Origin of the sequence: Rhizobium sp. BK112, assembly GCF_014193215.1 — a bacterium.
In the GTDB taxonomy this organism is placed as follows: Bacteria; Pseudomonadota; Alphaproteobacteria; order Rhizobiales; family Rhizobiaceae; genus Rhizobium; species Rhizobium anhuiense.
The window spans coordinates 23,948-35,153 of the sequence record NZ_JACHYZ010000026.1; the positions used below are offsets into that span (position 1 = coordinate 23,948).

Below are 11,206 nucleotides of genomic sequence, written 5' to 3' on the forward strand. Positions count from 1 at the left end.
CGGTTGACCCAAAGCCCAACCGGTTTCATTCAACAAATTTACTACTTGGCGGCTATGCCAATATCAGTCATTGAGCGGGCGGTGGCGGAAGACCGTCATGGGTCTCCATATAGCCTTCAATAGAGGCTTCGAGACTAGCCATGGATTCACCGCCGGCCATCAGATCAGCGATCTGCTCGCGTGTCTTTTCCCCCTTGCGAAAGTCAGCCGCAATTGCACCACGAATGAGCACTGCGAAGTGATCCCCCACTGCCATGGCATGCATGACCTGGTGGGTGATGAAAATGACTGCGAGGCCACGACGCTTGGCTTCATTGACGATACGCAGTACGTGAGCAGCCTGCTTGACGCCAAGGGCTGCCGTCGGCTCATCAAGGATGAGAACACGGGCTCCGAAATAGACAGCACGGGCAATCGCGAGCGACTGGCGTTCCCCTCCGGAAAGGCCACCGACCAAACGATCCCCGTCGGTGATGCGTGTGATCCCCATTTTCTGAACCTCTGCAACTGCCACTCGGTTGGCGGTTTTGCGGTCAAAATACTTGAACGGTCCCCAACCCCTTGTCGGCTCCGAACCCATAAAAAAGTTACGTCCTATGGACATCAAGGGATATGTCCCACCGAATTGGTGAACAGTAGCTATCCCGCGTTCCTGAGCCTCACGGGGACTGGAGAAAAGTGTGGGCTCGCCATCCATCAGAATTTCGCCACGCGTCGGCTGATAGACACCAGACAGGGTTTTGATGAGCGTGGACTTACCCGCGCCGTTGTCGCCAAGGAGGCAGAGCACTTCGCCCTCGACCACCTTGATGCTGATATCGTTCAGAGCATCAATATGACCAAACGATTTGTCGACTTTTCGAAATTCGAGAACGGGTTTCTTAGCGGACATTGCGCTCTCCTTATTTCTTCTTGGACGTCGACCAGCTGGTGGCCAAATGACGAAACGTGTCGTTGAGCAGGACAGCGATCAAAAGCATGACACCGATAATCAGGAAGGACAGGTTTCTGTCGATCTCTGTGAAACCAATAGCTTGGGTTACGATCGAAAGGGTGAGCACCCCGAAGACAATGCCCATTACAGTACCAAAACCACCTGTGAGGAGAACGCCACCGACGACCACGGCGATAATGGTGTTGAAGATTAGGCCAAAATTAGCCTGAGACGTTGCGGAGCTGAATGTCATCACCTGAAGGACACCAGCGAAGGCCGCGGACGTGGAACACAGCATGAAGAGGGCAATCTTCATCCTGGTTACAGGAATACCTGCGTTTCTCGCGCTTTCTTGGTCACCACCAAGAGCGAAGACCCAGCTTCCCTTCGGAGAGTAGTGCAGAAAGAAGACGAATGCTGCGATAAGGCCGCCCCACCAGAAGACGGAAGAATTGAAGCCATATACCTTCCCGCCGAAGAGCGATTTTGCCCAATCTGGCGCGTGATAGAAGGAATTGGTGTTGTTGATGAAGAAGATCGACAGGTAGAGCGTGATGCCTGCCACTGCAAAGAGCGTCGCCAATGTCACGATGAACGACGGCACGCGTGTGTGAGTGACGATGTATCCATTGATGAAGCCGATCAGTGCACCGATGGCAAGCGCTGCAGCTACACCGACTAGCACAGGCATCTGATAGTGCTCGCAGACAATCGCAACTGTCATCGTAGACGCGGGAAGTACAGCACCGGTTGAAATATCGAGTTCACCGGCGATCATCAGGAACCCGACCGGAATTGCAATCATTCCTATAAGTGACGCGAAATTCACCCACGTCGTTACACCAGCTACTGACAAAAAGTTGCGGCTATATCCGAACATCGCAAAAAGGATGAATACAGCCACGAAACCCATGAAAGCACCAGCGGCAGGGGTGCGAAAAAAGGCCTTAATGGATGAAATGGCCGATTCACTCTCGACGGCGGGTGTTTCAACGGTGCTGGTTTTTAGGTTTGTAGCGGTCATGGAAGCAAAATCCTCAGTTAACGCAGACGAGGGGAGCATGGATGAGACCCGGCCAGGTTAGCGGCCAGGTCTCAGCCTCAGGCCAGCCTCAACGCGCGCCGAGCTTGACGCCTTCGATTGCGGAACCAACATTGGTCTTGTCGACAATCGCCGGACCAGTCAGAACCGGCTTCGTTGCAATCGCAGTGCCGAACTTCAGGTTTGCAAACAGCATGGAGGTTGCGAGGAATCCCTGCAGATAAGGCTGCTGGTCGATTGCGAACGTCTGGCTGCCCTTCGAAATGCGATCCAGAACCGAGGCGGACATATCGAAGGTGCCAAGCTGAATCTTGCCAGTCTTGCTCTGCTGATCGATGGAGCTAGCGGCAGCATCTGCAGCCCAAGCAGCGAGCGTGATGACGGCGTCAATGGACGGATCGGCGATCAACTCGGATTTGATTGCTTCAGAGGTACCATTCATGTCCTGATCAAGGTTAGCAGGAACACGGAGGATGAAGGTGTCTGCGCCAGCCTTCTTCGCACCGTCTTGAACGCCCTTGCAGCGGGTTTCGAGGTTTACGGCACCTGGGTTCTGGATGTGGCAGAGGATTTTCTTTGCACCATGAGAAGCGAGATACTTGCCCCCCTCAACACCTGCCAGATATTCGTCCGACCCGAAGTAGTTTAGCGAGCCGTAATTATCCATCTCGCTCTGGCCAGCGTTGAAGGAGATGATCACCACGCCCTTGTCCCGCGCAGCCTTCAGAGCAGGGGTTTCGGATTCTGGCAGCCAGTTCGGGATAGCGATGCCTTTAGCACCCTGGGCTACAGCCTGTTCGATTAGCGAAGCGAGGTCGGGGCCGAAGTTGTCATAGTTCTGGGTCTGCATGAAATTGACGGTGCCGCCGTTAGCCTTGACCATTAGCGAAGCATCATCGACGCCCTTCTTGACCATGTTCCAGAAGCCGTCTTGGGCCGAACCCACGATGACAGCGATATCCGTGTCACCCGCATGAGCGGTGGATGCCAGCATGAATGCCATGGCTGCGGTGGCGATTTTCTTGGTGAGTGACATGTCGAATTCCTCCTCAGGTTAAAGCCGCATGGCTGCGGCTCGACATATTTTTTGGCCGTTCGGCCGATCCCGGTAGGCACGCGCAGATCCGCGATCTCAACACAACGACGTTGAGCCTCCTCGTCCAAATATTGCGCTGGGCCTCCCCCCAAAGCGCTGACGGCTCCTAGATCGCTAAGCACTGTCAACGCGCAATGAATGCTACGTTGACATCTTTCAGGTCAATCTGGATTATTGTCACTTCAGAAAATCGTCTCAAATCATTTCGGTAAATCGAATGAATGATAGTTTTTGAAATGACCGAAACCAGAGTAATGGAATTTTTGACATGAAGAGACCAACCATTCCAGACTTGGCAAAAGCTGCAGGTGTATCCGTGTCGACGGTCAATCGCGTACTGTCCGAGCCTGAATCGGTGCGGAGCGATACGCGCACACGCGTTTTGGTAGCCGCTGAGGAAATCGGCTTCTACGGACTTGGCACCATCAAACAGGCGGCGAAGGCACAAGAGGTGACCCACCGCGTCGGGATTTTGCTGCAGCGACGGGAGAGACGCTTCTATCGCCTACTCGGCGATTCAATTGCGCAAGCTGCGGAAGCTTATCCCGCCTGCAATATCGATCTGACGGTCGAGTACATGGAAGACCTTACGCCGGAGAAAGTCGCGGCACATATTCAGTCGCTCGGTGGGCGATGCGAAGCACTTGCGATTGTAGCGCCACAACATCCTGCCGTTGCTGACGCGATTGACGCAGTTCTTGAAAGCGGCGTGCCGGTCGTTTCACTTATCGGCCCCCTCACGGCCAAGGGAGGCATCAGCTTTGTCGGGCTCGATAATTGGAAGGTAGGACGCACTGCTGCCTGGGCGTTTGACCGCATGGTGAGACAGCCGGGGAAAATAGGCATTCTTGTGGGCAGCCACCGATTGCGAAACCAGGAAATGAACGAAAGCGGGTTTCGTTCGTACTTCCGTGAACACAATTCGGAATTCACGCTGCTCGAACCGTTGCCAACTTACGAGTCAGCCGTGGTTGCCCGTGAACATGTCGAAAAGCTGCTGACAGACCATCCGGATATGTGCGGATTATTCATCTCAGGGGGTGGTGTTACAGGTGCTATAGCTGCACTCAGGGCTACTCCAAAACGGGAAGACTTCGTTACCGTAGGCTATGAACTCTTTGAAGATACGCGGGCTGCTTTGATAGACGGTACGATTTCGCTGATCCTGTCACACCCCATAGAGCGTTTTGCATCAGAGACTATTGCAACTCTGGTGAAAGCGAAGAACGCAGGTCCCGACAACGGGGTATTCAGGATCACGTTTCCATTCGATATGTACAGCCCGGAGAGCGTTTGATGACGAGGTGGATTCCTAATGAAAATTCCGGCTTTTGATTTTCAGTGTATCGATATGAAGGTCGGGCACGAAAATATCCCTCGGCTTGACCGCCGGCGCCCGATCCCGCGAATCCGGACTTCCCGGCGATCCATGGGCGAACTCGTCACCGCGACCCGTCGGCAGTTTGAACTCCCCATCACGATCCGCCAGTGCGGATAGGTCGCCCGACAGATCAAACAGCTGTTGGGCGATAAGGTGCACGACGTCCCCTTCCCGTTGGATTCGGCCGTTGATCGCCATCATGCTTGACCCGAGCACAACGCGCCGGCGCCGTTCGAAGAGCTTTGGCCAGACTACGATGTTTGCCGGACCGGTCTCGTCCTCGATCGTCAGGAACATCACACCCTTTGCCGAACCCGGCATCTGACGGACGAGAACGAGGCCCGCGGTCATCAACCAACGGCCATCGCGAGCAGACATGGCTTCTCGGCAGGTGACGATGCTTCGAGCGGCAAGGTCCTTGCGCAAAAACGCGATCGGATGCTCGCGCAGGGTCAGGCCGGTATGGCTGTAGTCCTGGATGACGTTGTGCCCATCTGTCATCTGCCGGAGTTCGACATCAGGCTCCTGCTGCTCGGCGATCGTCTTCAACTCACGCTCGGCCGCGGCAACAAAGAGCGGCAATGGCTTGTCGCGCAAAGCTTTGATCGCCCACAGCGCGTCTCGTCGTTGAAGTTCGAGCGATGGCAGAAAAGCATCGGCTTCAGCCAGTTCGACCAACGATGCTGCCGGAACGCTCGCGCGCCGCCACATGTCATCGATGCTGTCGAAGGGCTGATCGGCGCGGGCCGCCACGATGCGTGCTGCGTCGACTGCGGCCAGGCCACGGACCAGACGCATCCCCAGGCGAACGGCATGGCGGCGCTCGTCACCCACTACCGGCTCGAGCGTGCAGTCCCAGCGAGAGCGGTTGATACAGACCGGCCGGATCTCCACACCGTGGTTGCGGGCGTCGCCGACGATCTGGGCGACTGCATAGAAACCCATCGGTTGGCTGTTGATCAAGGCCGCGCAGAACGCGTCCGCGTAATGGCATTTCACGAAGCTGGAGGCATAGGCGATGAGCGCAAAACTCGCGGCGTGGCTTTCCGGAAATCCGTAGGAGGGGTCATGACCTGCCACGGAAGTTTCATCCGGCTGCGATTAGAGCCTCGGCGGCTTTGAATACGCCAACTGGCGCGGTGGGAGCAACCGGCGGAAACGCGAAGCTTTCATCTTGCGCAGCGTTGGAGCCGGTTGCGGCGATGCTCCCGGCGTAGCCTGCCGGGGTCTGGTATCCGAGCGACGAGTGTGGCCGGAAATGGTTATACAACACGACGACAGAACACCCACGGGACCGAGGTTCGCGAGCTTCTGTATCCGTGGCATCCCTGGTCCGGACGGCTTGTTCACGTGCATGAGGCGGTGTCCAAAGGGACGCATATTTTCCGCTGCAGCCTTTCTGGTTCTTCTTCTGGTCGACTTCTTGAGGTCCCAGCATGGATGTTCGACCGATCAGTGAGTGGTTGTTGGCGCAGCCTGGCGGTCCCGCACGTCGATCTCGCAAGCCTGCATACTTTGGCAAGATTGCTGAAGGACGCTGATGGCTCATCGCAATCTTCGGTAATGGGCGCAGCATTGGTCTCTCACGAAACGAGTCGGAGAGATGTTCATGCCTCGCCAGCCCATGACATGCCAGTTCGATCTGTTCTCGGCCCCGCAGCGGGGGAAGACGGCAGGGACGCCGCAATGGCCGGAGTTGCCGGAGGAGACCCGCCAAGCGTTGACGGTGCTCATCGTGCGGCTGTTCGTCGATCACGCAAAGTGCGGACATGCCTGCCAACAGAAGGAGGCCGGTCATGATGCATGAGAAGATCGCGCCGCATCATCTGGAGCGGAAGGCCATCCTCTATGTTCGGCAGTCCTCGGCTCACCAGGTTCTGCACAATCGAGAGAGCAGCGCCCTCCAGTACGCCATGTGCGACCGTCTGGCAGCGCTTGGGTGGTCACATATAGAGACGGTGGATGACGACCTTGGTCGTTCGGCCGCCGGCGGCGTGACCCGCGCTGGATTTGATCGGATGGTGGCGGAAGTCTGCCTTGGCAAGGTAGGCGCCGTGGCCGCGCGTGAGGTATCGCGCTTCGCCCGGAACAGCCGCGATTGGCAGCAACTCATCGAGATGTGCCGCGTTGTCGATACCGTCCTGGTCGACCAGGAAGCAGTTTATGCGCCCCGCCAGGGCAACGACCGCCTGCTCCTGGGTTTGAAGGGCAGCCTCAACGAGTATGAACTCGATCTCTTGCGTCAGCGTTCCCTTTCCGCCCGCTATGAGAAGGCTCGCCGCGGTGAACTCGTCGTCACTGTTCCGGCCGGCTTCGTAAAGGCCGGTGATGGGATCGAGAAGGATCCAGACCGACGCATCCAGGAAGCCATCGCACTCGTCTTCAACAAGGTCACCGAACTCGGGAGTGCCCGGCAGGCCTTGCTATGGTTCCTTGAGCAGGGGTTGGACCTGCCCGTCAGGTGCGCCAACGGTGACGTCATCTGGCGCAGGCCAAATTATGCCACCATCCACCGGATGATTGCGAACCCGATCTACGGCGGCGCTTATGCTTATGGTAAGAGTCGTTCCGTACCGGGATACGATGGCCGATCTGGAATTCGCCGCAAGGCGCGTGATGAATGGCTGGCGCTGATCCCGGATGCGCACGAAGGTTACATCAGTTGGGAACGGGCGGAGGAGATCCGCAAGATGGTCAGCGACAATGTACCGGCCAGTCGCCATCATGGAGCGCCGAAGCATGGCGACGCTCTGCTTGCCGGCCTGTTCCGCTGCAAAAGGTGCGGCCGGAAGCTGACGGTTCGTTACACAGGAGCCAACCATAACATCCCGCGCTATTCCTGTTGGCGAGGGTTGCTCGACAACGGCGAACCACGTTGCATCGCCTTCGGCGGTCTGCGGGTCGATGACGCGATCGAAGAGGCACTTCTCGGCGTGGTCGAGCCAGGAGCCATTGCCGCCGCCGTCGAGGCGGAACGCAATATGGCCAACCAACGCGATCAGGTTCAGGATGCCCTGATGCGCGACCTCGAGGCAGCACGCTATGTAGCCGACCGGGCATTCCGGCAATATGACGCGGCTGATCCGGAGAATAGGCTGGTGACGTCGGAGCTGGAAGCACGCTGGAACAAGGCGCTGACTGGCGTCGGTGAGATCGAGGCCAAGATTGCCAAACATCGGACAATTACGCCGCATCCGTTCCCCATGTCCGCATCACAGGTAACCGCACTTGCGGGAAACCTTCGCGCCGTCTGGACGGCGACGACAACCGATGCAAGGCTGAAGAAGCGCATCGTGCGCACGCTCATCAATGAAGTGGTCGCCGATCTTGATGATGGAACCTCTGAGATCGTCCTCGTCATTCATTGGGTTGGAGGCGTCCACACCGAACTGCGCCTGCCGAAGCGACACCGTGGCCAAAGAAACGCGACCCCTGACGACATTGTCGACGCTGTGAAACAGCTCGTCTTGATCGCCAATGATGATGTGATTGCCGGTGTCCTCAATCGCAACGGACTGACGACCGGCAATGGCAATCGCTGGACACGGGAGCGGGTCACCGCGCTGAGGTCATATCGCAAGATTCCGGTCTTCCGTCCGCAGATCGACGGGGTTGAGCCATGGCTTAATCTGGGCGGTGCGGCGAAGTTACTCGGGATATCGCCAAAGACGCTGCGTCTGGCGGCCGAGGCTGGCGATATTAAGGGGGCTCATCCGCTACCCGATGGCCCATGGATCTTCAGCCGTTCCAAACTCGCGACCCCGCAAGCACGTCAGATTCTCGATCGTGCCCGGAAGAACCCTCGCCACCCCGCGGGATCGCCTCCAGATCAGGAAAATCTATTCCCTTCAATGACATAGAAAGATGGGTGTTATGAAACAAGATTGTAGTCGTCAGCCCATTCAGCAATGGCGCTGCGGGCATGATCGAGGCCGAAGAAGAGGCTCTCGTTGAGCAACTCGTCGCGCATCCGACCGTTGAAACTCTCGACATAGCCGTTCTGCATCGGCTTCCCCGGCGCGATGTAGTGCCACTCCACCTTGTGATCCCTCGACCAGGCGAGAATGGCATTCGACGTTAGTTCGGTGCCGTTGTCGGAGACAATCATTCCGGGCTTGCCGCGTCGTTCGATCAGCGTTGTCAGTTCTCGAGCAACACGTCGACCAGAGATAGACGTGTCCGGGATCGCTGCCAGGCATTCGCGCGTCACGTCATCAACGACATTCAAGACCCGGAATCGTCTGCCGCAGGCAAACTGGTCGTGGACGAAATCCAGCGACCAGCGGGCATTGGCTTTCGCCTCGACCAGGATCGGTGCACGCGTGCCGACAGCACGCCGCCGGGCCTTTCGCTTGCGAACGGAAAGCCCTTCCTCGCGATAAAGACGGTATATGCGATTGACGCCGGACGGCTCTCCATCTCGCCGAAGCAGGATGAACAGCCGACGGTAGCCAAAACGCCGCCGCTCGTTGGCGAGGTCGCGCAGCTTCGCTCGCAGATCGACCTCCGGCGGTCGACTTGACCGATAACGGATCGTCTTGCGGTCGGCAGATATGATCTGGCAGGCCCGACGCTCCGAAAGACCCATGACGGCCTTCATGCGACCAGGCGAGCACGGGCGCGTTGGTCGATGGATGGAGAGTTATCCCTGACATCTGACAACGTCGCTGCCGGCTATCCCTCCGAAGAGTTCAGTGTCGATCGCATCGACGAATTGCGAGTGCGTGGCCGGATCATGTTCACTGGCCACGCCTCAATGCCAGTTCGCTGAACCCACAAGTTGTCCACAGGGCAAAACCACGTTGATTTGCCTCAGCGACAAGGCATTCAGGTGCCAATGTCCACTCCTCCATTCGGCCTCCAACAGATTCCTGATTGACTAAATCACTAGTAAGAACAAAATAAGAACATTGCCTAGAAACGAAAGGGACCACCTGCCAAAAAGACACGCAAACGCATGACACCAACGCTCACCTGGAACGTCGTCAATTGCCAAAAAAAGGCCCCGCTTTTTTGGGAGCGGGGCAGGCTCAGGTGTACGAGTGGACCGCATGGCGAAGTGTCGTGTGGCTTTACACATCTCCGCACGGCGAGGCACCTTACCATCAACGAAGACTATTGTCCCCGTACCGAGGAATTCTTTGATTTCGCCGAACCGGGGAGTTGCTGGAAAGGTCGGATCGCACAGGAAGGAAGGGAAGCGGACGGCCCCAGTATGGGGCCACCTGTGCGATCCTTTTCGTCCAACACCAGACAGTCGGATAAGTTCCGTGCGGTTCCGCACCAAATGGTCATTTCCTCGCGAGCTATTTGCCGGTGAGGTCGACCTGCATACCGCTATCGATTGCCTCAACAATCGCCGCCGGCGACGTTTCACCGGCAAGTACCTTGTCGACAGCAATATTCAAGGCTTTCTGGCCTTGGATGGTTTGGTTTGAGACCCGGCGGACCTGACACCACTGCCTAACGGCATTGGAGACCAGTTCAACGCCATGATCATCCAGATAAAGGAGACTTAGCAGCGACATAACCTGCTCCTCCGTCGAGATTAATCGCCTATGGATTCAGATAGGTTCGCGACGCATCTCTTCAAGATGCTTGCGCGGCCTGCCGCTCGTGAGTAACGGCCGCGGAGGCGAGCAGGATCTGCAATAGGTGGCGCGCCTTGACCTGGGTAATCATCGCGGCCAGTTTGTTGCCCGAAATGATCCGATATTGATGATCGCCGATATGGTAGAGGATTTCTATCGCCGTGAGGTCGCTGGAGAACTTTCCTACATATTCTACAGCATTTAATAGGGAGCCGAACTTTTTGTTCGGGGTGCCGTCGAACCAGTTGTGCACTGTTATCGGCATGGTGGAGTTCATTGATATGCCGCTCCCCTTACGCAAGCTTAACGAGAAATACGCATAGCGGAAAACAACCTGCCGTACGACCGTAAAGAGCTGTCTAGGTTACCGGGAGGTTGACATCGCACGAGACGTCAGTTGACCCCCGCTCGATGGCCTTGGATCAAGAAACGGCCCGACCCAGCCTAGTACCTGCAATGAGTACCCCCGCGTGAGCGGGGGATAAATGAGGGGGGTGGTTTCTAGATCTCGCCTTTGGCGCTGAAAATGGCTTAGACGAACGTGCCCCACTTTACAATCAATTACTCTCTGCGGAGTTTTATCAGATCCACATCCTTGGTACCTACCGGAATGTCTGTTTGCGCGGCGAAAAGATTTAACCGTCGCGCCGTAGAAATTTGAACTACAACTGCCGCTCGATATTTGATATTTTATTCTTGGCCGCTCAGCGATCATTTGCTTAACCCCGAGCACTAACTCTTCTGTGCGTTGGGCGGCCGCTAATGTACTGAAAAAGGCCATTTAGCTTGTCGTCTGGACCACCTCACTGTACGTGTGGATCGCGGTCACGCCGCAGTCGTGAGACCGCGATCATATTGGTTTCCGGCGCCAGCAGATCGTGTTTCTCGGCGAAGGCCGCAAACAGGCCACGCGCGGTTTCTGCTTCGATCTCGCCATGCAGTGCCGCGCTGCAGGCCTTCAGCGCAATCGCATGCGCGCTGTCCCTGAGTGACGTCGAACACTCGGAAAGATGCCGGTAGGCATCTATGACGCTGCGAACCTCTGCTGGGAAGCCAAGGCCGACAAGAATGGAAACAGGCTGTTTGAACATATCGGGTTTCATCGCTCTCTCCTTTCCAACCCGGAATGTTAATGGGCGCCGTCGTGACGGCGCCCTTGTTC

General features: G+C 56.8%; 9 protein-coding genes and 3 pseudogenes. 3 read left to right on the top strand and 9 right to left on the bottom strand.

The genetic code is table 11. The features are described 5' to 3' along the window. Positions 1–67 precede the first annotated feature (67 nt). From FHT75_RS34760 to FHT75_RS34770, 3 genes are all read right to left on the bottom strand, one after another. Positions 68–892 (bottom strand): ATP-binding cassette domain-containing protein, encoded by an 825-nt coding sequence (locus FHT75_RS34760; protein ID WP_183845758.1) that lies wholly within the window; start codon positions 890–892, stop codon positions 68–70. 10 nt (positions 893–902) lie between these two features. Beyond that, on the bottom strand, positions 903–1,958 hold the full coding sequence (locus FHT75_RS34765; protein ID WP_183845757.1) for an ABC transporter permease: 1,056 nt from the start codon (positions 1,956–1,958) through the stop codon (positions 903–905). 88 nt (positions 1,959–2,046) lie between these two features. Continuing rightward, positions 2,047–3,012: a substrate-binding domain-containing protein gene (locus FHT75_RS34770; protein ID WP_183845756.1), complete on the bottom strand. Its 966-nt coding sequence runs from the start codon at positions 3,010–3,012 to the stop codon at positions 2,047–2,049. Positions 3,013–3,340: 328 nt separating this feature from the next. Between FHT75_RS34770 and FHT75_RS34775 the strand changes: the two genes are divergently transcribed. Beyond that, entirely contained in the window at positions 3,341–4,369 is a 1,029-nt protein-coding gene (locus FHT75_RS34775; RefSeq protein ID WP_183845755.1) for a LacI family DNA-binding transcriptional regulator, read from the top strand. A gap of 15 nt (positions 4,370–4,384) precedes the next feature. On the opposite strand, the pseudogene FHT75_RS34780 reads toward FHT75_RS34775, so the two are convergent. Both FHT75_RS34780 and FHT75_RS34785 read right to left on the bottom strand, forming a co-directional pair. Next, a pseudogene (locus tag FHT75_RS34780) lies at positions 4,385–5,515 on the bottom strand (OB-fold nucleic acid binding domain-containing protein); the annotation flags it as partial. A 25-nt stretch (positions 5,516–5,540) separates the two neighbouring features. Beyond that, a pseudogene (locus tag FHT75_RS34785) lies at positions 5,541–5,720 on the bottom strand (IS3 family transposase); the annotation flags it as partial. A gap of 342 nt (positions 5,721–6,062) precedes the next feature. Here FHT75_RS34785 and FHT75_RS34790 point away from each other — a divergent pair. Together FHT75_RS34790 and FHT75_RS34795 are read left to right on the top strand one after the other, a co-directional pair. Continuing rightward, the gene (locus FHT75_RS34790; RefSeq protein ID WP_037145433.1) at positions 6,063–6,260 is read left to right on the top strand and encodes a hypothetical protein; all 198 of its coding nucleotides are present in this window, start codon (positions 6,063–6,065) and stop codon (positions 6,258–6,260) included. Then, positions 6,250–8,313, top strand: a complete 2,064-nt coding sequence (locus FHT75_RS34795) for a recombinase family protein (RefSeq protein WP_183845754.1) — start codon at positions 6,250–6,252, stop codon at positions 8,311–8,313. Before FHT75_RS34790 ends, FHT75_RS34795 begins: the two co-directional genes overlap by 11 nt. Positions 8,314–8,336: 23 nt before the next feature. On the opposite strand, the pseudogene FHT75_RS34800 reads toward FHT75_RS34795, so the two are convergent. The 4 genes and pseudogenes from FHT75_RS34800 to FHT75_RS34815 all read right to left on the bottom strand — a co-directional run. Then, a pseudogene (locus tag FHT75_RS34800) lies at positions 8,337–9,053 on the bottom strand (IS3 family transposase); the annotation flags it as partial. A 706-nt stretch (positions 9,054–9,759) separates the two neighbouring features. Then, positions 9,760–9,981, bottom strand: coding sequence for a hypothetical protein (locus tag FHT75_RS34805; protein ID WP_183845753.1), 222 nt, complete (start codon positions 9,979–9,981; stop codon positions 9,760–9,762). A 61-nt stretch (positions 9,982–10,042) separates the two neighbouring features. Next, the gene (locus tag FHT75_RS34810; RefSeq protein ID WP_183845752.1) at positions 10,043–10,321 is read right to left on the bottom strand and encodes a hypothetical protein; all 279 of its coding nucleotides are present in this window, start codon (positions 10,319–10,321) and stop codon (positions 10,043–10,045) included. Positions 10,322–10,847: 526 nt separating this feature from the next. Further along, the gene (locus FHT75_RS34815; RefSeq protein ID WP_183845751.1) at positions 10,848–11,147 is read right to left on the bottom strand and encodes a DUF982 domain-containing protein; all 300 of its coding nucleotides are present in this window, start codon (positions 11,145–11,147) and stop codon (positions 10,848–10,850) included. Positions 11,148–11,206 lie beyond the last annotated feature (59 nt).

Coding starts and splice junctions, on each gene's coding strand:
- FHT75_RS34775 (WP_183845755.1), top strand. CDS start 3,341: ATGAAGAGACCAACCATTCCAGACTTGGCAAAAGCTGCAGGTGTATCC.
- FHT75_RS34815 (WP_183845751.1), bottom strand. CDS start 11,147: ATGAAACCCGATATGTTCAAACAGCCTGTTTCCATTCTTGTCGGCCTT.
- FHT75_RS34770 (WP_183845756.1), bottom strand. CDS start 3,012: ATGTCACTCACCAAGAAAATCGCCACCGCAGCCATGGCATTCATGCTG.
- FHT75_RS34805 (WP_183845753.1), bottom strand. CDS start 9,981: ATGTCGCTGCTAAGTCTCCTTTATCTGGATGATCATGGCGTTGAACTG.
- FHT75_RS34765 (WP_183845757.1), bottom strand. CDS start 1,958: ATGACCGCTACAAACCTAAAAACCAGCACCGTTGAAACACCCGCCGTC.
- FHT75_RS34795 (WP_183845754.1), top strand. CDS start 6,250: ATGATGCATGAGAAGATCGCGCCGCATCATCTGGAGCGGAAGGCCATC.
- FHT75_RS34790 (WP_037145433.1), top strand. CDS start 6,063: ATGCCTCGCCAGCCCATGACATGCCAGTTCGATCTGTTCTCGGCCCCG.
- FHT75_RS34810 (WP_183845752.1), bottom strand. CDS start 10,321: ATGAACTCCACCATGCCGATAACAGTGCACAACTGGTTCGACGGCACC.
- FHT75_RS34760 (WP_183845758.1), bottom strand. CDS start 892: ATGTCCGCTAAGAAACCCGTTCTCGAATTTCGAAAAGTCGACAAATCG.